The sequence below is a fragment of the Natronorubrum sulfidifaciens JCM 14089 genome (assembly GCF_000337735.1).
Classification (GTDB): domain Archaea; phylum Halobacteriota; class Halobacteria; order Halobacteriales; family Natrialbaceae; genus Natronorubrum; species Natronorubrum sulfidifaciens.
The window spans coordinates 50503-75551 of the sequence record NZ_AOHX01000043.1 but is presented as its reverse complement, the minus strand read 5'-3'; the positions used below and the strand labels follow the sequence as shown (position 1 = coordinate 75551).

The window sequence follows — 25049 nt, the reverse complement described above, 5'->3', positions numbered from 1 at the left end:
TTATCCGAGGCTTCCCTCCATCTCGAGTTCGATCAAGCGATTCAGTTCGACCGCGTACTCGATCGGCAGTTCCTCCGTGATCGGCTCGATGAAGCCGGCGACGATCATCTTCTTGGCGTCGTCGTCGTCCAGTCCGCGCGACTGGAGGTAGAAGATGTCCTCGTCGCCGATCTTGCCGACGGTCGCCTCGTGAGCGACGTCGACTTTCGACTCCTCGATCTCCATGTACGGCATGGTGTCCGAGGTCGATTCGTTGTCGAACATCAGCGCGTCACACTCGACGGCGGTCGAGGAGTTCTCGGCACCGTCGGCGATGTGGACGAGGCCACGGTAGTTGGTGCGGCCGCCGTCTTTCGAGATCGACTTGGATTCGATGGTCGAACTCGTCTCGGGCGCGTTGTGGTAGACCTTCGCGCCGGTGTCGATGTCCTGGCCCTCGCCAGCGAAGGCGATGGTGATGTGGGTGTCGGTCGCGCCGCGGCCCTTGAGGATCGAACATGGGTAGAGCATGGTCGCTTTCGAGCCCATCGAGCCCGAAACCCACTCCATCGTGCCGTTCGCTTCGACGATGGCGCGTTTGGTGTTGAGGTTGAACGTGTTCTTCGACCAGTTCTGGACGGTCGAGTACTGAACGTGTGCGTCCTCGCCGACAAAGACTTCGACACCACCCGAGTGCAGATTGTGCGTGCCGTATTTCGGCGCGGAACAACCCTCGATGTAGTGGACTTCGGAGCCTTCCTCGGCGACGATGAGTGTGTGCTCGAACTGGCCCATCCCTTCCGAGTTCATCCGGAAGTACGCCTGGACGGGCATGTTGACGGTGACGCCCTCGGGGACGTAGACGAACGAGCCGCCGGACCAGACGGCACCGTGGAGTGCGGCGAACTTGTTGTCGCTTGGGGGGACACACGTCGTCATGAAGTGTTCCTTGACGATCTCAGGGTGTTCCTGGACCGCCCGGTCCATGTTCATGAAGATGACGCCTTTCTCTTCCCACTGTTCTTGCATGTTCTGGTAGACGACCTCCGACTCGTACTGGGCACCGACGCCCGAGAGGGCGTTCTTCTCGGCTTCCGGAATGCCCAATTTGTCGAAGGTGTCTTTGATCTCGTCCGGCAGCTCCGTCCAGTCGTCGACGCCTTCGCGCTTGTCGACGTCCGGGCGGATATACGGGACGATCTCTTCGATGTCCAGTTCGGTCAGGTCCGGCTGGCCGGGCCAGTCCGTCGGCATCGGCATGTTCTGGTACTGCTTGAGCGCACGCAGACGGCGCTCGAGCATCCACTCTGGCTCGTCTTTGTCTTCACTGATTAGTCGAACGACCTCTTCGGTGAGGCCCTTGTCCGATTTGACGGCCGAGCGCTCTTCTTTCTTGAACTCGAACCGCGCTTCAGTGTCAGTTTCTTTGAGGTGATCTTGTTCGGAACTCATAATTTGATTGTGTCTATGGTTACGGCTGTAGGGTTATTACCGTTGTTCTAGCCGGATTCGGTTACGCGGTGCCGTAGACCTCTTCGCGGACCCAGTCGTAGCCCTTGTCCTCGAGTTCCGCTGCGAGCGAGGCGTCGCCGCTTTTGGCGATCTGGCCGTCGAGCATCACGTGGACGTGATCTGGCTCGACGTAGTCGAGGATGCGCTGGTAGTGGGTGATCTGGAGGATGCCGGTGCCCTGCTCGTCGCGAAGGGCGTTGATGCCGGCGGAGACGTCCTGGAGGCGGTCGATGTCGAGCCCGGAGTCGATCTCGTCTAAGACGGCGATCGACGGCTCGAGGATAGCTGCCTGCAGGACCTCGTTCTGTTTTTTCTCACCGCCGGAGAAGCCAGCGTTGAGATAGCGCTGGGCGAAGCGCTCGTCCATGTCGAGCGCTTCCATCTTCTCCTGAAGGATCTCTTGGAACTCGGCGACGCCGACTTCGCCCTCGTCTGCGGGGCCTTCCATCGGCGAGGTCTCGAAGCCTTCGTCTGCTTCGTCCTCGTCGTCGCCTTCCTCGCCCTCGAAGAGCTCTTCGCGCTCTTCGATCTTGGCGTTGAGCGCCGTGCGAAGGAAGTTCGTCATCGTGACGCCGTCGATCTCGGCTGGATACTGGAAGCCGAGGAAGATGCCGAGCGCGGCACGCTCGTTTGGCTCGAGGTCGAGCAGGTTCCAGGTTCGCTGGTCCTCGTCGATCTCGATCTCCTCGCCGAACTCGTCCTCTTCGAGATGGAGCAGGACTTCGCCGTCGGTGACCTCGTAGGCCGGGTGGCCAGCGATGACCTTCGCGGTCGTCGACTTCCCGGAGCCGTTTGGACCCATCAGCGCGTGAATCTCGCCCGACTCGACCTCGAGGTTAACGCCCTCGAGAATCTTCTCGTCGCCCTCTGCTACTTCCGCGTGCAGGTTGTTTAGTTCGAGACGTGCCATAGTACTCTGTCACCTAAACCGTAGGTCGTATGACTGATAACGGTTTCGTATCTGATTGCATACGATTCCAATCGGAGAAGATTATTTCATAAAACGAAAACGGAAGGTTCTGTTTGACGTGTTCGGACCGACCTGACCAGCAAATCCCCGTCATACTGAGGGTTCTACGACGACCTCAGTTTCAGCCCAAAAGACGGCTGCTCACGGTGGTGTTCGCCTCGAACTCCGAGGCGGTCACATAAAGCTGTCCAGTCCCTTCTGCTCCTGCCCGCTTTTGACTTCCTCCCACGAGACGCCGAGTGCCTCGAGAATGCGTTCGATCGGCCCTTTCAGCGTTTTCTCGAGCATCGTGTCGTAATCGACCTCAAACGCTTCGGGGATCTGGTCGTCGTACTCGAAGCAGATCACGTCCGGATCGCGCTTGAACGCGCCGTAGAGCGGATCAGTGCGGGCGTCGAACCCTTCCTCGGCCTCGAGTCGCTCGAAAAAGCGCGGATCAACGCGATCCAGATACAGTCGTTTGGGCTTGCTGCCACGCTGGAAGTTCGTGCCGAGCAACAGGTTGGCGTACTTCGCGCCGCGAACCTGTGCCGTGTCGGTGTCGTAGTTGTCGAGTCGTTTGCCGATTCCGCCCGGGATGGCGATCTCCTCGAGCGAGATGTCGCCCGCACGGACGTCCTCGATGACGCCGTTGACGTACTCCTTTGCCCCCTCGACGTCGCCATCTTTGACGATCATCTCGATGACCTTGTGCTGGACCTCCTTGGTGATCGGGGCGATGTCCGAGCGCTGGTACTCGAAGCCGACGATGTCGATCGTGTCGACGTCTTTGCCCTCCTTCCACGTGATGTGGCCGGCGTAGCGTTTCTTCTTGCCTGCCTGGAAGAACCGTCGGTAGAGTTTCTCGAACTCGATCTGGAAGCGGTGGAACTCCGCATTGAGCTCGTCGCGTGCGAAGTCATCATAGCGTTCGTTGATGTACTCCTCGATTTCGAACGATTGCTCGAGGGCGTCGTCTTTTGGGACGTCGGGGCCGAGCTCGAGCATGACCGAGTCGGTGTCACCGTATGCAACCTGATACTCCAGTTCGGTTGCGGCAGTCTCGGTAAATTCGATGACCTCGCGTCCGGTGGCTGTAATCGCGGCTGCCGCCTCTTTGTCGTAGAGACGGAATCGTTCCCACCCGGACACGCCGTACAACGATTGGCCGACGAACTGGAACGTGCCGTTCCGGCCTGCAAGCAGCGTGTGGTTGTCCGCAACGGTGACGCAGTAGACGCCGTTTTCGGCCGTGCTTTGGGCGGAACTGCGGTGCATTCGAAGTGTGTTCTTCGAACCTTCGGTCACGTAGATTCGCCACGAGCCGCTATCGCGGTTGTAGTTGGCCGTCAGCCCGAGATGTGCACAGAGCCGAAGCACGTCGTCGCGAAGCCGCTCACTCGAGGTCGTGTATCGCCACGCGTTCGTCTGTCGATCGCCGTCACCGTCGATCAGGACCTCGAGGAATCGTCGTTTCTGCCGACGGCTGCACTCGAACACGAAGCCGGGGAGTTGTTTCTCGAAGCTGCCATCGCCACAGAGCGATGTCAGGAGGTTTCCGAGGAGTTTCGACGTCACCGAATACGAGCGGTCGTCGACGTAGTAATCGAATCCCATCTCGTCGAGCAGGGTGCCGATCGTCGTGTGGTGGTCGACACCACCGTCAGTGACAGGCAGTTTGTCTTGTGCGAGTTGTATCGTCGTCGCCGACCCGCGGAAGTTCTCGCCGAACTGTTTGTCTTCGGAGGTGTAGATATTCCCTTCCGTGACGAACCACGCGAGCAGGTCGAGGAAGTCGTCGCCATCGTAGGTCCGTGGGATCCATTTTCGGCCGGATTCACGGTGGATGTAGCTCATCTCACAGACCTCTTCGATGTATTCGCGGTGTTCCTCGAACTCCTCGGCGGTGAAGACGTAGCCCGTCTTCCCGACATCAGCCTTCGGCACGCGACGCGGTGTCCACCCGAGCTCGGCGGTGAACGTGTGGCCGTGGACGGACGGTCGAACCCAGACTTCGTACTCGCCGTCGATCAGTTCCGTGAGATCGACGTGCTCGAGTTCCTCACCATCCGGCCCGTCCCAGTCGTGGGGCAGTTCGTAGTTCGTCGCCCGATCGAGATTGCCGGCCTCGACGAAGTCGTATTCGTCTTCGGTGATCCCGTTCGTCTCGTTCTTTCGGACGAGCATTCGGTGATTCGGCGTGACACGGAAGTCGATCTTGCTCGTCTCGATGTCGATCAACTCGCCGTCGTAGTCGGGATAGGCGTGGGTTTCGACGACTGGCTTGATCTCCAGTTGCTCCGTCTCCGGATCGAGTGAATACACCTCGTCGCCGATCTCGAGGTCAGTGATATTGCGCACGCCGTCGGGAGTCAAGACGTCCGTGTCCGGCGTAAAGCAGTTCATGATAACCTTTACCGCACCCTGCTGGCGGTCGTACTGCTCGTACTCGAGTGAACCCGGTTCGTACTCGTTTCGCAGCGACTTCTTTTCCTCGCGCTCGGCGAGCAACTCGGTGATCATTTCGCGCATGACGCCGTCGGGTTCCTTGCGGAAGTGAATCGGCTCGGGGGTGGTGGGGGCGACGTAGGTCTCCCCGTCGTACTCGTCGGGGTTGACTTTCGTCTCCGGCGAGGCGTTGACCGTCGTCATACACATCGGGTACAGCGACTTCAGGTCGAGGACGGTGACGTTCTCTTTGACGCCCGTGATCGGGTCGAACACCGCGCCACCTTCGTACTCCTCGCCGGCCTCCTGTTGGCCCTTCGACGGTAAGGCAAAGCGGCCGTGGGCCTCGTGGAGGACGTACATGTCGACCGCGTCACCGGGTGTAGGGGCGTCCTCGAGTTTACAGCCGACAAAGGCGCGCACTTCGTCCCAGAACGGGATGATCTCCTGTTGGCGATCGAGTTCGACACAGAGTTCGACGTCCCGAAGGTTGTACGCGAGCAGTTGGGTGGGGTCGTCCTCCCAGAGGTCGCCGATGTCGCCGGTGTAGCGTTCTTTTCCGACTCCTAATTCGGCCTCGCCGACGGCGTCGAGGCGGTAGGAATCGAGTTCGGAGAAGACCATCCGCTGGTAGCCATACAGCAGGTCGAAGACGACCCGGCCCTTGATGTCGGGGCCACCCCAGTTGCTGCGCCAGACCTCGTCGACTCGAGAGAGGCGGTCGATCTCGAGATCGTAGTCGTGGTGGGGACCCTGTAGTTCCTCAAGGCGGTCGAGGAAATAGGGGGCGTCGAAATCCTCGAAGTTCCAACCCGTCAGGACGTCGGGGTCTGTGTCTCGGATGTAGTCGACGAAGGCCTCGAGCATCGCTTCCTCCTCCGCGAAGCTCCGGACCTCGTGTTCGATCTCGCCCTCGATTGGCTCGTAGTCGGTGATCGCATCGGGAATCGGGCCGTCGCCGATCGGGGCCTCGTAGAGCCACATGATGTACTCGTCGCGGTAGGAGTCGTGGCTGGTGAGACAGACGATCGGCTCCTCGCCGTCTTCGGGAAAGCCCGAGCGGTCGTCGACCTCGATGTCGAACGTACAGACGCGCGGGTCGGCGTCGACGGCCGTGGATTCGACCTCGTCGTGGGGAACCACCAGCGAGCCGTCGTCGGCCCGGCGTTCGGGCACGCGGATGCCGCTACGAACGTCTTTGTCGATCAGAAACCGGTTCGGAAAGAGAATGTCGGCTTCGAAGTGCTGGAACTCATCACGCACCTGCCCGACGTCTCGGGGCGTCTGCCCGAAGATTTTGGTCAGTTTCTCGCCACGAATACTTTCGTACGGCTTGCCGTCCGCATCGACCTCGCGGCTGCCAGTGAGGCGATCGTACTGCTCTTCGGGTGGGCGCTCGAGTGAGTCCGTCGGCGCGTAGAAATACGGCTTGAAACCGACGACCTGCACGTGTTCGAGTTCGCCGTCGGGGGTCCGGCCGAAGACGTGCATGATCGGTCGTTCCTCGTCGCCGTAGCCGGCAATGGTGTAGTCGACTTGCATCACGGCCAGTTCGAGGTCGCCGTCGGTTTCGGGGAGCGTTTCCTCGACGACGTCGATCACCTCGCCAGCGTTCGATCCACCGTTGCCCGCGACGGCGACTGCCTCTGCGTCCGGTCGCTCGTCGGGCTCTTGAGAAAACTCCGAGAGTCCGGTCTGGCCCGCCTTAGTCATGGTTCCGAAGTTGGCAGTGACCGGGTAAAAACCCCCTCAATTCGACTGCTGCATCCGGGCTGTCCGAGTATTGCAGGTGCAGCAAGACATATAACGTGGTAACACATACCATGGAGATAGGTGATTGAAGTGTCCACCCACGTCAACGACGACACGACGGATCGTAGCGAGCCACGTAGTGAACCAGCGGGCACCGCGACGGTCGAGTCCTACGAAACGGACGACGGTGTCGTCTTCTATGACGCCGAGAACCCGCTTGCGTGGGTCGAAACCTCGCAGATCTTTTCGCTTTCAGAAGTCGCCTGATAGTCCCGGCGACCGATCAGCGCTGCTGTTCGACTGTTCTCGACACGAGCAACGATCGAACACGAACGCTTTTTTGAGTCGTTGTCCACCGTTCGAGTGTGGGAGCCGACCGATCCGAGCACGAACCCGACGAGTACGATCCCGAAGCGGAGTTCAGAGACCCCGACAGTGACTCCATTACCATTCCTCGAGTGGCGACCGAAGATGCGGGCTCCGATCTGCGGTCGGATCTCAAATCGGAACTCGAGGACGACGTCGACCCCGAGTTCTCGACAGCGGACAGCGACGTCGACAGCGAGTTACTCACACAGTTCTGGGCGCTCGTCCTCGTCGTCAACGCTGTTGTCCTGGCGTTTGCACTCGCTCTCCTCTTTCTAATCTTCGACGGCGAACTCACCTACAGCGCCTCTCTTGGGGCCGTCGGGCTCGCCCTCACCGGCTTCGCCGTTCGTCGCTACCGAACGTTCAAGCGGACGAACGATGCCACGGCAGACGACGCCGACGACGACCCCACGGCAGACGACGCCGACGACGACCTCGAGACACCGTCCGACTCCAGTCTCGAGACCGCCGAGGAGGCCAGTACCGACGACGAACGGCCCCCCAACTCAACGTAGCGGGATGCAGGCGAAACTACTTCAATAGCGGTCTCCGTACATCAATCACCGGACGAGCACACCGATCATGAAAACCGTCCACGATGACACCGGCAAACGGTATCTGCTTCTCAAACGCTCCGAACATGCCAGCCTCGTTCGAAATCCACAGAACGGCAACGAGTGTTACATCCAGAACGACCGCCTCGAGGACGACACCGACGAATCGGCCCTCGAGATCGCGGCTCGAACCATCTCAGACCCGGTCCGGACGCTCCTGACGAACGTCCACGACGAGGCGACGCTTGGCCTGTTGGTCGAACTCGAGAACCGCGGTCCACTCGGTATCCGCACACTGCTCGGGGAGTACGACTTCTGTGAGCGCGACCTCCACGGTCGGCTCACGGTGTTGTCAGCTGCTGACCTGCTCGAGGAAGTCGAGGTCGCCGGGGAGCGTGGCTACCGGCTGACCGAGAGCGGGGCGATCGCACTCGAACAGCTCTCGACGGACGCGGAACAGGTCCACGCAGCCACCGGGCCGGCGGACGAAGCCGCTGACACCGGTTCATAAGCGCCGCCTCGAGTGTGGTTCATACGGTACTGCCGTCACTGACCGCCGATCGCCGACCCGTGCTGGCGATCGGTGAGACATCGGGACAGCAATCCGTCTCAGCGCCACAGCCAACCACTGTCCCGATCAGTCCGAGGTGAGCAGTTCCGCTTCGGGCGGCTCACCACGCTCGAGTCGCGAGCGGTTCGACGTGGCATCTTTCTCGATGCGGACGAGCGAGTCCGCCGCCCCGACGAGTTCCTCGTCGTGACTGACGACGACGATCTGTTCGACGCCGAGTTCGCGCATCGATTCGATCAGCGAAACGAGTTGGGTGACGTGACCCGAATCGAGGAAGACGGTCGGCTCGTCGAGAATCAACGGCGGCAACGGGGCCGTTCCCTCGACCCCTTCGGCGAGCAGCCGATAGATCGCACACCGCAGGCTGAGGTTGAACAGCGCCCGCTCGCCGCCCGAGAGCTGTTCGGGCTCGAGCGTTTCGCCGTCTTTCTGGTAGACGGTCAATCGATACTCGCCGTCGAGGTCGATCGCGGCGTAGGAGTCGTTCTGGTAGACCAACTCGAACGTCTCGTTGAGCAGCCGCTCTAACGTCTCGACGTTTTGCTGGCGCAACTCCGCGCGCAGGTCGCCATACGTCGCCTGCAGCGTCTCGGCTTCGTCGTACAGCGACTCGAGGCGCTCACACCGCTCTTTGACGCCCTCGAGACGCTCACGAAGCTCCTCGAGTTCCTCGAGTTCCCGTTCGGCAGCCCCGATCGCGTTCTGTAGATTGTCGTGGTTGGACTCGAGCTCCTCGAGTTTCGAATCGACTTGTTCGATGTATTGCTCGGCGTTCTGTTTGTCCGTGCGGGCGGTTTCGAGACGGTCCTCGTCGAACGCCGACTCGAGGTCTCGCTTGCGGTCGCGTTTGCTCGAGAGCGTCTCGCGGCGCTCGTCGTTCATCGTCTGCCAGTCCTGACGGCGCTCGCGCAGCGTGTCGATTTCGTTCGCGAGGTCGTCGCGGTCGTCGCTGATCTCGGCGAGACGCTGAAGCGACTCGAGGGTGTCTTTGATCTCACCGCGTTCGGTGTTGATCGCGCCGAGTTCGGCTCGGTAGTCGGCGACTTCGTCCTCGAGGGTGGCGACAGTGGCGCGTTTCGATTCGGCGTCGGCCTCGTTCGTCTCGGCCTCCTCGCGGAGTTGTTCGCGTTGCTCACGGCGTTCCGCGAGCGTGTCGCGTTTCTCTGCGAGCAACTGCTCGATGTTGTCCCGGTTTTGTTCGAGTTGCTCGACCGTCCGCTCGGCCTCACGAAGGGTCTCGGCGCGCTCCAACCGATCGTCGAGCTCGTCGCGGTCGGCCTCGAGGGCCTCGAGTCGATCATCGAGTTCTGCGAGTTCCTCGCGTTTTTCATCCAGCACGTCGACGTGTGGCGAGTCCCCGACGGGTTGGCCACACTCGGGACACTTCCCTTCCTCGAGCAGTCGTTCGCCCTCCTCGATCGCGTTCTCGACGGTCCGAATGTCGGCGGTAACGTCGCCGATCTCGTCGGTTAGCGCCTCGCGCTCTGTCTCGAGTGCTGCGAGGTGGGTTTCGGCCTCGCCGAAGTCGACCGGTGCGTCGGCGAACTGCTCGCGTTCGGCATCGATGTCGGCCTCGAGGTCCTCGAGTTTGCGTTCGCGCTCCACGATAGCCGTTTCGTCGGCTTCGAGTTTCGCCTCGAGGTCCGCGGCCCGCTCGCGGGCAGCCTCGGCTTCCGTCTCGAGGGTCTCGGCCTGCTCACGACAGCGTTCGATCTCGCTGTTCGTCTCCGTAATCGAAACGCGGACGTCCTCGAGTTCGTCCCGGAGTTCATCGTCGCGTGCCTCGAGGGTCTCGAGATGTGCCTCGACTGCGTCGTCGGCGTCGGGCTCGAGATCGGTCTCGGCCAGCAGGTCGTCGCGTTCCGCGGCGAGTTCCTCGCGTCGGTCCTCGAGTTCACGGATCTCGGCTGTGGCATCCTCGCGTTTGCGCTCGGTCTCTGAAATCTTCGATCGCAACGAGTCGATCTCGTCCTCGAGGGTTGCGATCTCCTCGCGGGTCTCCGCGTGGCGCTCGAGGACGTCGTCGGCGTTCTCGAGGGTGGTTCGGGCCTGTTCACGTTGTGTCTCGAAGCGGTCGATCTCCTCGCGAACGTCGTTGTGGCGGGATTCGAGGCCGTTCAGGCGCTCGTGAAGCTCCTTCCCTTCTTTCTGCTCGACCTGTTTGTGCAGGTCCTCGAGGACTTCCTGCTGGCCGTCGAGAACCGTCTTGACGCCCAGTCGGGCGTCGCTGGCCCGCTCGCGGTAGGCCTCGAGGGCCCCAAGCTGAAGCAGGTCGTCGATCATGTCCTGTCGATCGCTCGGTGAGGCGTGAATCAGCTTGTTGACCTCGCCCTGCCGGACGTACGCGCAGTTGACGAACGCCTCGGCGTCCATCCGGAGCAGTTCGGTTACCTCGCGGCGGACGTCACGAGCCCCCTCGATCGTCTCGGTGGGCGTTTCGAGGACGCATTTCGCTGTCGACGCCCGATCGCCCCGGAGTTTGAGGTGGCGTTCGATGTGGTACTCGCGACCGTCGTGGGTAAACCAGAGTTCGACCTCCGTTTCGTCCTCGCCGGTCGTGATCACGTCGTCTAAGGTGCGATCATCCAGCGCCTTCGAGCCGTACAGCGCGAAGAACACGGCCTCGAGCAGCGTCGATTTCCCGCTGCCGTTGACGCCGTGGACGACGGTGACACCCCGCTCGAGTCCGAGTTCGGCTTCCTCGTAGCACTTGAAGTTCAGCAGCCGGAGACGGTCGACTCTCATGCGAAATCACCCAGCGAGGTCGAGTCCTCGGCCCCGCGCTCGCCGTCCGCGGCCGTGCCTTCGGTTTGTTCGTCGCCGCCAGTCGAAGCGGCGTCACCATCGGACTCGGAAGCAGTGGCAGCGTCGGTCGTGGTCGCAGCGCCGTCGGCGAGCTGGTCTGCGACCGTCGTCACGTCCTCGTCGTCGGGCTCGCGGTCCGGAGCCGGATCGAACGCAGCAACGTCGTCCTCGAGGATATCCCGGACACGCCGTTCGACGGTCTCGCGGACGTTCGAGTCGACCAGATCGTCGTTCCGAACGGTTTCGTCGATCTCGAGAGCGGCATCGCTGAGGCCCAGTTCGCGGACGCGGTCGCGAACGGCCGCGTCGGGATCGGCAAAGCGGACCGACAGCTCCTCGTCATCGTCGGGCAGCTCTCGGCGGTCGTTGACGCGGGCAACGAGTGCGCCGCGGTCGATGGCTGCTTCCTCGACCGTCGCCGGCGTAATCGGTCGCCCGTCTCCTTCGATCGTCACGATGACGACGGCGTCCTCGAGGTCGTACTCACGAACGCGCTCTTGGACGCGGTCGACCCCTTCGTCCTCGGCGAGGTCGACGTCGACGAAGACGAACTCGCGGGTCTCGGTGAGACCACGGCGACTGATCGAGATGGCATCGTCGGTGAACTCGACGAGGTTATAGCCCCGGTCCTCGCGTTCGCTCGCGCTCGCGCGCTCGGTCGAGCCACAGTAGGTGACCCACGTGTCGAGCAGTTCCGCGGTGTCGGGTTTGTGGTTGTCGCCGAGTAACACGGCGTCGAACTCGACTGTCGATTCGGTCAGGAGTCGCTCGGTGTCCCAGTCGGCGTGGGCAAAGGGCTCGAACAGGCCGTGGCTCACGAGCGTTGCGTGGTCGGCTGCCTCGGGGACGGGAGCGAACTCGTACTCGAGGTCGTCCCGTCGTGATCGGGGGACGAAGTCGAGTCCGTAGACGGCCACGTCGTCGACCAGTTCGGGGTCGGCACCGAGTCGCGTCGCCAGTCCGAGATCGGCGAAAAGATCGAGCCACTGGGCGTCGCGTTTACCCTCGTGGTTGCCGACGACGGCGAGAAAGGGAATATCGGCGTCGGCGAGGGTCCGAAGGATTTCGACGGTGCCCTGGAGGTCGACCAAACTCGGCCGACGGTCGTGAAAGAGGTCGCCGGCGTGGATCACGGCGTCGACGTCGTCGGCGACGGCGTCCTCGACGACGGAACGGAACGCCTCGAGGAAATCCTGGCGTCGCTCGGGCGAGTTGTACTGCTGATACCCGAGATGTGTATCGCCCGTATGGAGTACCCGTGTCATTGCCACGTGATTGGCAAGCGTGTCCTAAAGGGGTTCCGTGACCGAAGTGAAAGTGAAGCGAAACCGCTCGAGCGTCAAATCGAGGAGACCGGCGGACGTTACTCGTCGATGTCGAGGCTGTAGAGTCGCTTGCGGGCGTCCGAGAACGAAAATCGCGAGTCGATGACGTTTTCTTCGTCGAGACGGTTCAGTGCGTATCGAACGGTTCGGGACGGAAGAAGCGTCTCGTCGGCGATCTGCTGTTGGGTCATCGTGTCGTTGTACTCGAGGACCTTCGCGACGAGTTTCGCACTCGGCGGCAGCTCTCTGACGTCATCCCACGTCCCCCGCGGTTCGGCCTCGTGTCGCAACGACTCTGAAGCACTCATCACCTCACTGTTTCGAATACAGGGTGATAATATTTTCTGTTTCGATAAATGCGCATTGGTTATATTTCGTGAGTAAGTGCCCCCCTACCCGAAGCCTCTTATGAAGCAACACCCAAAGGACGGGTGATGAGCGACACTGTGGACGACGTCGACCTCCCATACGACGAGGACGAGGCGTCCCAACAGGAGAAGATCCAGGCGCTCGAGGAACGGCTGGAGATCCTCGAGGCGCAAAACGAGGAGATGAGAGACAAGCTCCTCGATGCCAACGCCGAGAACAACAAGTACCAGCAGAAACTCGAGCGACTCACACACGAAAACAAGAAGCTCAAGCAGTCCCCGCTGTTCGTCGCCACCGTCCAAGAGATCACGGACGAAGGCGTCATTATCAAACAGCACGGCAACAACCAGGAGGCGCTGACGGAGGTTACCGACGAGCTTCGCGAAGAGATCAACCCCGACGACCGGGTCGCCGTCAACAACTCGCTGTCTATCGTGAAGAGTCTCTCGAGCGAGACTGACGTGCGTGCCCGCGTGATGGAAGTCACCGAAAGTCCCGACGTCAGCTACGAGGACATCGGCGGGCTCGAAGAACAGATGCAGGAGGTCCGCGAGACCGTCGAGATGCCCCTCGAGAAACCCGAGATGTTCGACGATGTCGGGATCGACCCCCCGAGTGGCGTCTTGCTCTATGGGCCACCGGGTACCGGAAAGACGATGCTCGCGAAAGCCGTCGCCAACCAGACCGACGCCACCTTCATCAAGATGGCCGGCTCGGAACTGGTGCATAAGTTCATCGGTGAGGGAGCAAAGCTCGTCCGTGACCTGTTCAAGGTCGCCCGCGAGCACGAACCCGCCGTGATCTTCATCGACGAGATCGACGCCATCGCCGCCAAGCGAACGGAGTCCAAAACGTCGGGCGACGCCGAGGTGCAGCGGACGATGATGCAACTTCTCAGTGAGATGGACGGCTTCGAGGAACGCGGTGAGATCCGCATCATCGCCGCCACGAACCGGTTCGATATGCTCGACCGCGCGATCCTCCGCCCCGGTCGATTCGACCGTCTCATCGAGGTGCCAAAACCCAATCAGGACGGTCGTGAGATCATCTTCGAGATCCACACCCGTGGAATGAACGTCGCTGACGACGTCGACTTCGCGGAACTGGCCGAAGAAGCCGAATCGGCCTCTGGTGCCGACGTCAAGGCCGTCTGTACGGAAGCCGGGATGTTCGCCATCCGCGACGACCGGACCGAAATCCGTATGGAGGACTTCCGCAACGCTTGGGAGAAAGTCCAGGCCGACTCGGACGAGACCGAAGACGTCTCCAAGACGTTCGCCTGATCGTCGGTTCTTTTCTCTGCACACCGCTCGAGAGCGTCGCCGTCGGTAACTGGCGAGGACGCTCGGTTTCCGGCACAAGAGGGCGGTGATTTGGCGTCGACGTCGACACAAGAGACTAGGGTGTTCGGGTCGAGTCGGCCACCGTCACCCGGCCCGCTACAGCGCCGCGAAAATCAGCCACGGAACGACAAACAATGCGACCGTTAAGACGGCGAGTATCAGTAGATACCCGATCGCTGTCCCGCCGGCGGTAACCCACGAAGGATGCTCGAACTCACTGAGATCGACTGCCATACGTGTATTCTCCGGCGAAACACGCATAAACGTACCGGAACCGGGGACGATCGTGACACCACTCCCGCGACAGCCACGCTACTGCCACATCTCGAGCGAGACGGCGTTTCGCTCCGGCATCGAGAGCCAGACGTCATCTCGAGTGATATCCGCGATAACGAGGTGTGAACGGCCATCGATCTCGTCGATCGCAGCGACGACACTGCTGTCGGCTTCCGACTGACTACCCACGGACTCGCCCTCGAGTGTCATACCCGTGGATACTCCAGACGGATGTATGAGTGTTTTGGTATAGCACACAAAAGCGGTTGGAAAACTCGAGCGGATACCCAAGATGGATCAAAAACCACACAAATACGCCCGATAGTTGGACAGAGACGTATTCAGCTGTGAGTGGTGTTGGACACGACTAAAACGGATATCGGGTCGCGTCGTTTCGGGCATAGAACGTGTTCCGGACCGTTTTTACCGAGTGACTGGCTATGGCCACTCAATGACGAAGATCGTCGTGGTGGACAACCACGGACAGTTCACTCATCTCGAGCGCCGGGCGCTTCGCGACCTCGGCGTCGACACGGAGCTAATCGACAACGAGACGCCACCCGAAGACGTCGACGCCGACGGCGTCGTCCTCTCGGGCGGGCCGGATATGGACCGGATCGGCAACTCCGCAGACTACCTCGAGGCAGACGTGCCAGTGCTCGGCATCTGTCTGGGAATGCAACTGATCGCCGAGGAACTGGGCGGCCGCGTCGGCAGCGGCGAGTACGGCGGCTACGCCGATGTCAACGTCGACATTCTCGACGCAGACGACCCACTGACGGGCTCGCTTCACCCCGAAACCCGCGTCTGGGCGAGCCACGCCGACGAGGTCAAAGAGCTCCCCGACGGGTTCGAGCTGACCGCCAAAAGCGACGTCTGTGGCGTCGAGGCGATGAGCGACACCGACCGCGACCTCTACGGCGTCCAGTGGCACCCGGAAGTCGCCCACACCGAAGAGGGCGACGCGATCTTCGAGAACTTCCTCGAGATCTGCAACACACGCTAACTCTGTCTTCGGGAGCGCTGGCGGCCGCCAAGCGACCGAACGGCGCAGGACCGACACTCGAGTCCGTTACTCGTCGTCTCGAGCGGCAGCCGCCCGTTCCCGTGCGTCCTCAATCTGTGCATCTAGCTTCTTTACGACGCTGTATGCGAACGCGTCGGGCATCTGCCCGTACTCGATGTCGACGGTGAGCATCGCATCACAGTCGTCGACGATCTCGGGAGCCCACTTTCCACGGGCGAGTTTCGACTCCTCGGTGATCACCGCCTCGCCGTCCTCGAGGTCGATGAAGGCGGTGACGGTGTTCCAGATCTTCGGGTCGCTCGTGGTGGCTTCGTCGAACAGCCCCTCGAGTCGTGACGCTTTGATCGGTTCGTCCGCCACTTCATCGCGGAGGTCCTCGAGCGCGTCGGCGAGCGCCTCGTACTCGGCTGCGGTTCCCGCCGAATCGTCGAGGATCATCGACGCCACCCCGCGTCGTCGGTGTTAGTACGCATCTGTACACGGAGGTTGTGACTGGATCCCTAAGACTCCCGCCTTTCGGTCGACAGACGCGCCGGGGATGGCGGCGACGGCTACAGCAGCAGCGAGATGACTGCGAGGACGAGAAAGATCGCGACCAGCCACTTCGCGATCGCCATGGTGAGCCCTGCAACGCCGGTTGCGCCGAGTGCCCCGGCGATGAGTGCGATCACGAAAAACAGCAGTGCAAGTTCAAGCATAGATGGACCAACGGCCGGTCGACGGAAGTCGATTCGGCCTGAATACGCCGAACAGGTGGTCAGGAAGAGATGATACTGTCTCGAGAACAGTCTTGGCGAGAGCCGTGGACAGTGTGATGGGTGTGTCCTTCAGTTGGGGCTCGAGTTCGTCCACCAGCGTCGTCTCGACAGTGCCACAGTTCCCTCAAACAGCGATGGGGGCCGTTCACGGCGTTCGTTGGATGACGGGCTACCCTACCGGACGCTCATTCGTTGAGATGGGAGCGATAGCCCTTGGGTTCGAATCCGCGCCGGCAGATCACCTGTTTCCGGCCGACGGTGATCGCACTGACCTGCCCGTCGTCTTCCATACTGGTGATAACTTCGGCCAGATGATCGTCAGACCAGCCGGTTTCTTCTTGGACAGTTGCGTGGTCGACGCGCCCGCCACGTTTGACCAGTAGCCGGAGAATTTTGTCCTCATCGGGAAGTTCCCGCTCGTCGACACCGTACTCGATCTCCTCTGCATAACTCAACGTTTCGTCGTCAGTGCCGTCGTCCGCGTCTTCGGTTGTCGACTCGCCGCCTGTCTGTTCGTCCGCCGAATCCGTCGACCAGAGAGACGAAAGCCGGGTCCAGAGTGCATTGAATACCATTAGTGATCACGTTCCGTGGAAACTGCCGTTCGCCGAACACGCAGCTACCTTGTTGTTGTGTTTCATTCGATATCGATCCCTGTCGCTGATAGTCGTCGTCTGAGTTTGCTAACGCTACCGCCGGCGAATAGCGACGGCCTTGCGACCCGCAAGTCAGTTATCACGTCACCGACTCGACACGCGCGCCGATCGACAGCGGCCGTCACAGGCAGTCACCAACCGTCGACTGGTGGGCATGCTGGCGGTCTTCAGCAGCCTCGAGGAACCCACACGGCACGCCGTATTCGATCTCGACGCTCGTCATACTCTGGGATTCACCATCCCAATACAAATCAGTTCGGTCGCACGGCGGTCGGCCGTGCGGACAGTCACGAATAGTCCTGAACGATTGCTGTGAGTTACGGCGACTGCTGATCGACCGCCGCCGGATACGTCTCCGCGAGTGCGGTGAGCGCCTCGTGGTGGTTCGTCGAGTGAGGTGCGGTCAGCGGAGAGACGCTGATCCGACCCTCGACGACGGCTCGACGGTCCGTTCCCTCGGGATCGGGCAGCGTCTCGGGGTCCATCCGTTCCCAGACGCGATCCTTGAGATGCACCCGATCCCCGTCGCGTTCGGCGTCCATCTCGTACCGTTTGGAGGGGCGCGTGACCTCGAAGGGGGCTGGTTCGCCGTCAGCCAGTGGGACGTTGACGTTGAGATACGCAGCGTGATCGAAGACGCCGGCCTCGAGGGCGTGATCGACCAGATAGCTCGTCACCCGCGTCGCTTCGGCGTAGTCGTCGGCAGTGAGATCGATCTCGCTGAGCGACGACCCGGAAGCCGGGACGTACATCGAGGTCGCGATGGCAGGGACGTCGAAGAAGGCAGCCTCGACCGCGGCGCTGATCGTCCCCGAGCGGCCGAGGACGTACTCGCCTAGATTCGCCCCCTTGTTACAGCCCGCAACGACAATGTCGGGGAACGGCCCGAGTTCGGCCAGCCCGGCGACGACACAGTCGGCGGGCGTTCCGTGGACGGCGTACCCCAGCTCGTGGTCGCTGACGTCGACCTCGTGTGACAGTGCGCGCCCGCAGGCGCTGTGATCGTTTGCTGGAGCGACGACGGTCACGTTGCCGTGTTCGGTGAGTGCATCGTGGAGTGCCCGAATGCCGGTGCTGTCGATCCCGTCGTCGTTCGTCAGCAGGATCTCGAGGGGGTCGCTCATATGACTCACGTTGGAGGGGGGCGCGAAAAGGCCACCGCTTTTTCGAATCCGGCGCTATCCGAGGTGGTCGACGATCGTGTTCTCGTCGACGACCAGATTGTACGCCCCCTCGTCGTCGTTCCAGAGGGCGAGAATCTGCTCGAACGAACAGAGGTCGCCGTAGTCGGCCTCGAGCAGCGGCCGATTGAGTTCGGTTTCGTTCGTGAGGACGGCGTACTGGTCGATCGACTCGCTGCCGTCGCTGATCTTGAACAGGGGATTCGACCGGCCGGAGCGCCCGTGGTAGTCGTCATCGCTCTCGCTCAGCGAGCGGCTGAGTTTCGCCGCGACGAGGTCGATCCGGTTGGTGACGTGGCGATCCATCTCGGCCATCGTCGCCCAGTCGTTGGTCTCGAGAGCGAGTTCGTGGCGTCGTCGGCCGTCGAGACGCAGTTGCGAGTAGGAAAACTGGACGTCGACGTTGACGAACTCGCCGGAGGCGTGCTCGTCGTCGCCTTCCGGCGTCGCTTCGTCGAGTTTGCGCTGGAATCGGGGCACCTCGAGGTCGGGGCGGACGTCGAACGACCAGCCACGGTCGGTGGGTCGCTTGCCGGACCAGAGCCGAACCGTGGGGCCGTAGACGGTTACCCGTCCGTGCCGGCCGTCGGCGTCGTCGCCGTCGGCGAGCCCCAGTTCGTCGGGCTCCCACAACCGCTCGTCCTCGAGGTCGCGTTCGACCGCGCGAAGTCCAACGCTGGTGTTTTTGTCGGCGGGAGCCATCGCGAGGGCCGTCCCGTCCGGCGCGAGGAGTTCGAGCGCCGAGCGAAGCACGGCCGTCGGGTCGTCGACCTCGCTTAACACGTTACAGGCGAGGATGAGGTCGAAGCCGTCGTCGGGAGCCGTCGGATCGAAGCCGTCGCTGTCGTCGTCTGTGACGGCGGCCGGGTCGAACGCTTCCGCGGTCGTTCGGTGGATCGTCGAGTGGACGTTCTGTCCAGTCTCGTCGAGCAACTCCTCGAGGACGTCCGCGGCTGCGCTCGGCTCGACCGCGTGGTACTCGAGCAGTGAGTCGTCGGGCAGATAGTCACAGAGCCCAAGCGCTGGCCCGCCGACGCCAGCCCCGATGTCGAGGACGCGCATACTGCGGTCTAACAGTCCACGATCGGCGAGGTCGTCCAGCGCGTACTGGACGGCGGCGTAGTACCCCGGCAGGTGATAGATCGCGTAGCCGGCGGCGACGTCGTCGTCGTACTCGACCGACCGGCCCTCGAGATACTGTGTTTTGAATCGGCGGATCGTCGAGCGCAGGAGGTCGCCCGTGGCGTCTTCGTGCCAGTTGACGCCGTAGCGATCGGCCAGCAGGTCGTCGAGGCGGCGTTCGTACGCCGCGGGGAACCGCTCGACGGGGCCGCGCCGTGGCGACACCGGCTCCTCGGAGACGGGGACGAACGTACCGTCCTCGCGCTCGAGCAAGCCGAGGTCGACGGCCAACTCTCGGAGATGCTGGCGCACAACGGCAGGGTGGGGCGAGCCGTCGACGTACTCACAGATCTCGTCGGGGTCGATCGGCCTGACGTTGCGCAGGTATTTGGCGTTCGATCGGACGGCGTCTCGCTGGTCACTCATTCCGTATGTCCTCCATCAGTCTCGTCGGTCGTTTGCTCGGTTGCGGAGCCATCAGCGTCGTCGCCGTGCCACTGCTCGGCCGCCTGCCGGTACAGCGACTCGAGTGTCGTCGGGTCGGCGTCGGCGATCCGTTCGGCAGCGGTGGCGACCTTCTCGGCACCAGCAAAGGTCTGTTGAATATCGGCGTAGACACGCGGCGTGCCCTCGGTCACCTGCTCGGCGAGCTGACTGAGCCCGTCGTAAATCGGTGTCTCGAACCCGTCAGGAACAGAGTCCGCGGCGAGGGCAAACGAGAGCACGGCGGCGTGGGTCGCCGCCTGTACCGTCTCCATCGCCTCGTCGTGTTCGGTCGCCGTCGTCTCGAGTGGGTCGTTACCGCGCGCGACGAGCCGCTCGAGGAGCGCGTCGATCGTCGGGCCGGGGTTGTCGCTGGCGACGGCGATCGAGCCGGGGGCCCGCTCGGGGGCGAACAGCGGGTGAAAACTGGCCCGCTCGAGGTCGGGTGCGTGGGTGGCCATCGCCTCGAGCGGAGGTCCCATCACGCCCGAGACGTCGACGATCGCGCGCTCGGCCCGGTCGGCGTGGTCGGCGATCGCGTCGACGACGTGGCCCATCGGGACGGCGAGACAGACGACGTCGTAGCTGTCTATCTCCTCGAGGCCGGTGGTTCCGGCGTCGGCCCCGACTGCAGCGGCAGCCCTGGCGGCGGCGTCTTCGTCCACGTCGGCGAACGTGACGGTGGCGTCCGTGGCCCGGCCGAACCACGTCCCCATCGCGCCCGCGCCGACGATCAGTACGTCCATCGACGCCACCTACCCCCCGACGTTGCAAAAGGCGTTCGATCGATCGGTTCGCAAGACCGTCACCTCGCTCGAACGGACCACGCGAGTGCCGTTTCAGACCACGTTCGGACAACACCCTTGCACCGTGATATCATCACCCAATATCTAAGTCACCACTCTACGTACGACTCCTATGGGAGCGACCGAACGGCCAACGTTTACATCCGACACCAAACGGCGTCTCTACGAGTACGTCGAACGCAACGGAACCGTCAAGCGACACAAGCTGTTGGAGGTCGTGTCGCTCTCGGCCGAGGAGTTCCAGTCGAACCTCGAGTCACTGACAACAGACGGCTATCTGCAAGAGGAGGGGGGAACGCTCCGAATCGCCCTCGAGTTCGGCGCGGTGACCGAACACGAGCGAGACGACACCGAGTTCGTGATCCGCCCGGGCCGCCAGTCCGATTTCGAGAGCCTCATCGACACGATTCGGGACGTGACAGCGGAGGAGACGTACGTCGTCGCCGAAACCATCGCCGAGCAACTGCTGTACGACGATACCGTCACCAGACACAACACCGTCAAATCTCGGATGTTCTTCGTCGCGACGGTCGACGGCGAGGTCGTCGGCTGGACGCATCTCGACCTCCCGCAGATCGAACAGATGCAGGGCACCGCCCAACAGACCGTCGGCGTCCGCGAGGACTTCCGCGGCCACGGCATCGGGAGCAAACTCCTCGAGCGCGGCATCGAGTGGGCCGAAGCCAACGGCTACCGAAAGCTGTACAACAGCGTGCCGATCACCAACGATCACGCCCTCGAGTTCTTGACGAACCACGGCTGGGACACCGAGGCGATCCGCCGGGACCACTACGCGATCGACGGCGACCTCGTCGACGAGGTGATGATGGCCCGCGAGCTGTAGCGCCGTGGACTCGCAGTTTGCCGCCAGTATCGTCACCGGCAACTGACACTGGTTGGCTCGGACTATTTCTGCGAGCACCCCGGAGTATCAGCCATGACACGGATCGCCATCGTCGGTGCCGGCGCTGCAGCCGCAGCCGCGGCCTCTCGGATCGACACTGCACACGAAGACATCTCGGTGACGGTCCTCGAGAAATCCCGCGGACTCTGTGGGCGGGCCGCAACCCGACGCCGTGACGGCAGCAGGTACGACTACGGCGCGAACTACGTCAAAGACGCCGACGACCGCGTCGTGGAGTTGCTCACGGAGACGCTCGAGACCGACGGCCTCGTCGACATCACGGAGCCGATCTGGACGTTCGACGGCGAGGGCACCGTCTCCGAGGGCCGGAAGACGGACGAACAGAAGATGACCTACCGCGACGGGCTGACCCAACTCGCCAAACGCCTCTTCGCCCGCACCGACGCGACGATCCACCGCGAGACGCGCGTCCAGACGCTTCGACGGGATGGCGAGACGTGGCATCTCGAGGATACTGCTGGCACAGTATGGGGTCCCTTCGACGTCGTTCTCCTGAACCCGCCAGCGCCACAGACCGCCGAGTTGGTACGGACGGCCGAGTGGGACAGCGACCGGCGCGAGCCGCTGCTCGAGGCCGTCGACGCCGTTCCCTATCGGACGATCTGGACCGGCGTCTTGCACTACCCGTTCGACCTCGAGGTGCCCTACTACGGGCTGGTCAACACGGACAAAGCCCACGAGATCGGCTGGATCTCCCGCGAGGAGTGCAAGCCGGGCCACGTCCCCGACGGTGAGTCGCTACTGATCGTGCAGGCCAACCACGAGTGGTCGGTCGACCACTACGACGCCGACCCCGACGCGAACCTCGAGGAACTGGCCTCGCTGACGGCGGACGTACTGGGCGACGAGCGCCTGCTCGAGCCCGACTGGACGGATCATCAGGGCTGGCGCTACGCTCAGCCCGAGGCTGCAGTCGATCGGGAGCCGCTCCGGCAAGCCGAAGCCGAGGGGCTGTACTGTCTCGGCGACTGGGTCGCCGGCGAGGCGCGGGTGCACGCTGCGGTACGGAACGGACTCGAGGTCGGCGATCGCGTTGTGAGTGAGGAGTCGAACGTGGACTGTCACGTTGGGTGACGACGAGCCACTGATCCGCTCACACTGCCACCACTGATTCCCACGTCCTCCCCAGCCGATTCGCTCGCGCCGCTGTCGCTCGCTCATCCCTCGCGCAGTATCGGACCACGATTCGCTTGTCGCTCATCGTGGTCCAGCGCGCGCCACCGCAGCAGTCGACGTCGAATTCGCTTCGTACTCGGCAGTCAGCTCGAGGCCCGTGCTACTCGGTAGTTGGCTCGAGTCCGACTCGATAATCGGTCAGGTTCTCGTAGCCGTCCTCGGTGACGACGATCAGATCCTCGATCCGAACGCCGCCGACCGCGGGGTCGTAGAGACCGGGTTCGATCGAGATGACGTGGCCGGCCTCGAGCTCGCCGCCGGAGGGCGAGACGCTCGGTGCCTCGTGGATGTCGAGGCCGACGCCGTGGCCCGTGCTGTGGATGAAGCCGGTTTCCGTACTGGGATCGCTCCGTAGGGTCTCGTAGCCGGCCGTCTCGAGTACATCGCAGGCCGCGTCGTGGACGTCCGCGCCAGTGACGCCCGCCTCGACGGCCTCGAGGGCGGCTTCGTACGCCTCTCTGGTCACCTCGTAGCGCCGTCGAGCCTCTTCGCTCGGCTCGCCGCGGGCGAAGGTGCGAGTCATGTCCGCGAAGTAGCCCGTCTCCTTGTCCCGCGGGAAGATGTCGATCACGATCAGTTCGTCGGCCTCGAGCGGCCCACTCCCCCGATCGTGCGGGTCCGCGCCGTCGGCCCCGCAGGCGACGATGGTGTCGTCGAGGCCGCAGCCGTGTCGCAAGAGCGTGATTTCGATTTCGGTCTTGACGCGCTCACTGGTGAGCGGTTCGCCGTCGGAGACGAGCACGCCGTCTTCGACGTCGGCGGTCGCGAGCAGCGACTCGGCGGTCGCCATCGCGGCCTCGTTGGCGCGCTGGCTCGCTCGGATCTGCTCGATTTCCCACTCGGTTTTCGTCGCTCGAATCCCCTCGATGATCCCCTCGGGTTCGACCGTGATCTCGAGGCCCCGAGCTCGCAGCCCGTCCGCCGTTCCCGTCGGGAAGCTCCGCGGGACGGCGACCGAGTCGACGCCGTGATCCTCGAGAAACGCCGCGAGCAGTCGATGCTTGGCCTCGTAGGGGCCGTGTTCGGCGACGAGGTCCCGATAGTCGTACGCGGATCGGCGCGTCACCGAGTCGGCGCTCGACTCCGCCTTCGCGCGGCCGTACTCGAGGCCGGAGACGAGCAGGTGAACGCCGTCAGCCGTCACGAGTGTCTGGTAGGGGTCCGGCGCGGTGAAGCCGGAGACGTATCGCTGGTCTGAATCCGATCCGTCGGCGTCGATGCAGTACCCGTCGATGCCTTCGGCCTCGAGAGACTCGCGCAGTGGCGACAGGTCGACGTCTACGTTCATGCCGGAGACGTAGCAGACGATCACATATATACTGTCGGACAGGTCAGACGGGCTGCTGTCGGCACGGCCCGCCGATCACCGACGCTGCCACCCGTGGTCGGGACCACAGCCCATCTCTATGAACGAGACCCGTTTCCCCGCTGTCTGTGACTCTATTTCAAATCCACATTCTTATCAATAAACGCGAGTATCTGGCGTGTATGAACCGTCGACGGCTTCTGGCGGCGGGGGCAGTAGCCGCACTCGCCGGCTGTGTGAGCTACACCGCCGACGACGAGGAGTCGCCCACTGCCGAGAGTCTCGTCCGGGATGCGATCGAGACACGCCGCGGGATGACCGACCTCACGGCTCGCCGGACGATGGCGGTCGAAACCGACACCGACACCCGCGAGCGAACCGAAGCCGTCGTTCGACGCCCGCCGGCCAGCCAACGGATCGAGGTGCTCGAGTCGACCGACTCGAGCGTCCCGGTCGGCTCGATCACGGTGACGAACCGTGCGACCACGTGGGAGTACAACCCCCGGACGGAGATCGTCGACAAGCAGTCCCACCCGAACAAGGTCGACGCCGATCGGACACGACGCGTCCTCGAGCGTTTGCTCGACGAGCACCGACTGCGCTACGAGGGGACGACGACCGTCGACGGCCGCGAGGCCCACGTCATCGAGACGAAACCGCCGGTCGACGACATCGGGCCGACGATCGACCTCGTCGTTGGAGACACGACATTCGTCGTCCCGCTGCGAGCGACGGGCGACCTCGAGAAACTGGACGTCTCTCGAACCGTCTGGATCGACGACGAGTACCGATATCCGATCAAGGAGGAAAACACGATCAGCGACGACGGCGAGACGCGCCACCGCGTCGCCGTCACCTACGAGGATCTCGAGATCGATACGGGACTCGAGCCGGAAACGTTCTCCTTCGAGCCGCCGGCGGACGCAACCGTCGTCACCGACGGCCCCGAACCCGAGGGCGTCTTCGAGACCCGCGCGGCTGCCGAGGAGATCCTTCCCTATCGCCTACCGGAGCCCCCCGTCCCGAACACGTACGTCCTCGATCGCATCACCGTCGTCGAGAAAGGCGAGGGGTTCGGGACGACTACGACGCTGTGGTACAACGATCCGACCGTGATCGCCCGCGAACTGTTCGTCGTCGTCCGCAACGTCCAGCGGTTCAATCCCGATGCCCTCGAGGAAATTACGATCGACGGTCGGACGGCCTACCGTCGCGACGGCCGCATCCAGAGCGTCTTCTGGACCTGCGAGGACCTCAATTACGAGGTCTCGAGTCTGACCGACGACACACCGTTGCTCGAGATCGCGGCCTCGATCGGCTGTCCGTAAGCACTCTATCGGCCCCAACGAGTGTGCGG

Annotated in this window: 23 protein-coding genes; 8 read left to right on the top strand and 15 right to left on the bottom strand. The window is 62.8% G+C overall.

Annotation, left to right across the window (positions count from 1 at the left end; all coding sequences use genetic code 11):
• The 3 genes from sufB to C495_RS13280 all read right to left on the bottom strand — a co-directional run bounded on the left by sufB (position 1) and on the right by C495_RS13280 (position 6601).
• Positions 1-1431: a Fe-S cluster assembly protein SufB gene (sufB, locus tag C495_RS13290; RefSeq protein WP_008163763.1), complete on the bottom strand. Its 1431-nt coding sequence runs from the start codon at positions 1429-1431 to the stop codon at positions 1-3.
• Positions 1432-1492: 61 nt separating this feature from the next.
• Positions 1493-2401: an ABC transporter ATP-binding protein gene (locus C495_RS13285; protein ID WP_008163762.1), complete on the bottom strand. Its 909-nt coding sequence runs from the start codon at positions 2399-2401 to the stop codon at positions 1493-1495.
• Between the two features lie 234 nt (positions 2402-2635).
• Positions 2636-6601 (bottom strand): DNA polymerase domain-containing protein, encoded by a 3966-nt coding sequence (locus tag C495_RS13280; protein WP_008163760.1) that lies wholly within the window; start codon positions 6599-6601, stop codon positions 2636-2638.
• Between the two features lie 120 nt (positions 6602-6721).
• Between C495_RS13280 and C495_RS13275 the strand changes: the two genes are divergently transcribed.
• The 3 genes from C495_RS13275 to C495_RS13265 all read left to right on the top strand — a co-directional run bounded on the left by C495_RS13275 (position 6722) and on the right by C495_RS13265 (position 8074).
• On the top strand, positions 6722-6907 hold the full coding sequence (locus C495_RS13275; RefSeq protein WP_193788014.1) for a DUF7331 family protein: 186 nt from the start codon (positions 6722-6724) through the stop codon (positions 6905-6907).
• 98 nt (positions 6908-7005) lie between these two features.
• Complete coding sequence (locus C495_RS13270; protein WP_008163757.1) at positions 7006-7524, top strand: DUF7322 domain-containing protein; 519 nt, start codon at positions 7006-7008, stop codon at positions 7522-7524.
• 67 nt (positions 7525-7591) lie between these two features.
• Complete coding sequence (locus tag C495_RS13265) at positions 7592-8074, top strand: DUF7346 family protein (RefSeq protein ID WP_008163754.1); 483 nt, start codon at positions 7592-7594, stop codon at positions 8072-8074.
• A 126-nt stretch (positions 8075-8200) separates the two neighbouring features.
• On the opposite strand, the gene rad50 is transcribed toward C495_RS13265, so the two are convergent.
• The 3 genes from rad50 to C495_RS13250 form a co-directional block, all read right to left on the bottom strand.
• A complete protein-coding gene (gene rad50, locus C495_RS13260; RefSeq protein ID WP_008163753.1) occupies positions 8201-10879 on the bottom strand; it encodes a DNA double-strand break repair ATPase Rad50 in 2679 nt (892 codons plus the stop codon).
• Complete coding sequence (gene mre11, locus C495_RS13255) at positions 10876-12204, bottom strand: DNA double-strand break repair protein Mre11 (protein WP_008163751.1); 1329 nt, start codon at positions 12202-12204, stop codon at positions 10876-10878. The genes rad50 and mre11 overlap by 4 nt, the downstream gene beginning before the upstream one ends.
• A gap of 98 nt (positions 12205-12302) precedes the next feature.
• Positions 12303-12572, bottom strand: a complete 270-nt coding sequence (locus C495_RS13250; RefSeq protein ID WP_008163749.1) for a MarR family transcriptional regulator — start codon at positions 12570-12572, stop codon at positions 12303-12305.
• Between the two features lie 126 nt (positions 12573-12698).
• Between C495_RS13250 and pan1 the strand changes: the two genes are divergently transcribed.
• A complete protein-coding gene (pan1, locus tag C495_RS13245; RefSeq protein ID WP_008163747.1) occupies positions 12699-13916 on the top strand; it encodes a proteasome-activating nucleotidase Pan1 in 1218 nt (405 codons plus the stop codon).
• Between the two features lie 156 nt (positions 13917-14072).
• Here the strand turns inward: pan1 and C495_RS18135 are convergent, their stop codons facing one another.
• Together C495_RS18135 and C495_RS18130 are read right to left on the bottom strand one after the other, a co-directional pair.
• A complete protein-coding gene (locus C495_RS18135) occupies positions 14073-14210 on the bottom strand; it encodes a hypothetical protein (protein ID WP_008163745.1) in 138 nt (45 codons plus the stop codon).
• Positions 14211-14288: 78 nt separating this feature from the next.
• The gene (locus tag C495_RS18130) at positions 14289-14462 is read right to left on the bottom strand and encodes a DUF7556 family protein (RefSeq protein ID WP_008163743.1); all 174 of its coding nucleotides are present in this window, start codon (positions 14460-14462) and stop codon (positions 14289-14291) included.
• A gap of 241 nt (positions 14463-14703) precedes the next feature.
• On the opposite strand from C495_RS18130, the gene C495_RS13240 reads away from it, so the two are divergent.
• Complete coding sequence (locus tag C495_RS13240; protein ID WP_008163741.1) at positions 14704-15258, top strand: GMP synthase subunit A; 555 nt, start codon at positions 14704-14706, stop codon at positions 15256-15258.
• 66 nt (positions 15259-15324) lie between these two features.
• Here the strand turns inward: C495_RS13240 and C495_RS13235 are convergent, their stop codons facing one another.
• The 6 genes from C495_RS13235 to C495_RS13215 form a co-directional block, all read right to left on the bottom strand.
• A complete protein-coding gene (locus C495_RS13235; RefSeq protein ID WP_008163739.1) occupies positions 15325-15717 on the bottom strand; it encodes a hypothetical protein in 393 nt (130 codons plus the stop codon).
• A gap of 113 nt (positions 15718-15830) precedes the next feature.
• Entirely contained in the window at positions 15831-15977 is a 147-nt protein-coding gene (locus C495_RS17330; protein ID WP_008163736.1) for a DUF1328 domain-containing protein, read from the bottom strand.
• A 245-nt stretch (positions 15978-16222) separates the two neighbouring features.
• Entirely contained in the window at positions 16223-16612 is a 390-nt protein-coding gene (locus C495_RS13230; protein ID WP_008163735.1) for a helix-turn-helix transcriptional regulator, read from the bottom strand.
• A 398-nt stretch (positions 16613-17010) separates the two neighbouring features.
• On the bottom strand, positions 17011-17817 hold the full coding sequence (gene surE, locus C495_RS13225; protein ID WP_008163733.1) for a 5'/3'-nucleotidase SurE: 807 nt from the start codon (positions 17815-17817) through the stop codon (positions 17011-17013).
• Positions 17818-17871: 54 nt separating this feature from the next.
• Positions 17872-19422 carry a small ribosomal subunit Rsm22 family protein gene (locus C495_RS13220; protein ID WP_008163731.1) on the bottom strand — a complete coding sequence of 517 codons (1551 nt, stop codon included), beginning with the start codon at positions 19420-19422 and terminating at the stop codon, positions 17872-17874.
• Positions 19419-20225 (bottom strand): prephenate dehydrogenase/arogenate dehydrogenase family protein, encoded by an 807-nt coding sequence (locus C495_RS13215; protein ID WP_008163730.1) that lies wholly within the window; start codon positions 20223-20225, stop codon positions 19419-19421. The genes C495_RS13220 and C495_RS13215 overlap by 4 nt, the downstream gene beginning before the upstream one ends.
• Positions 20226-20397: 172 nt before the next feature.
• On the opposite strand from C495_RS13215, the gene C495_RS13210 reads away from it, so the two are divergent.
• Positions 20398-21129, top strand: coding sequence for a GNAT family N-acetyltransferase (locus C495_RS13210; protein ID WP_008163728.1), 732 nt, complete (start codon positions 20398-20400; stop codon positions 21127-21129).
• 93 nt (positions 21130-21222) lie between these two features.
• Positions 21223-22284 carry an NAD(P)/FAD-dependent oxidoreductase gene (locus tag C495_RS13205; RefSeq protein WP_008163726.1) on the top strand — a complete coding sequence of 354 codons (1062 nt, stop codon included), beginning with the start codon at positions 21223-21225 and terminating at the stop codon, positions 22282-22284.
• A 202-nt stretch (positions 22285-22486) separates the two neighbouring features.
• Here C495_RS13205 and C495_RS13200 read toward each other — a convergent pair whose 3' ends face one another.
• Entirely contained in the window at positions 22487-23674 is a 1188-nt protein-coding gene (locus tag C495_RS13200; protein WP_008163724.1) for a M24 family metallopeptidase, read from the bottom strand.
• Positions 23675-23874: 200 nt separating this feature from the next.
• On the opposite strand from C495_RS13200, the gene C495_RS13195 reads away from it, so the two are divergent.
• Positions 23875-25020, top strand: coding sequence for a LolA family protein (locus tag C495_RS13195; RefSeq protein WP_008163722.1), 1146 nt, complete (start codon positions 23875-23877; stop codon positions 25018-25020).
• The last annotated feature ends 29 nt before the right edge of the window (positions 25021-25049 follow it).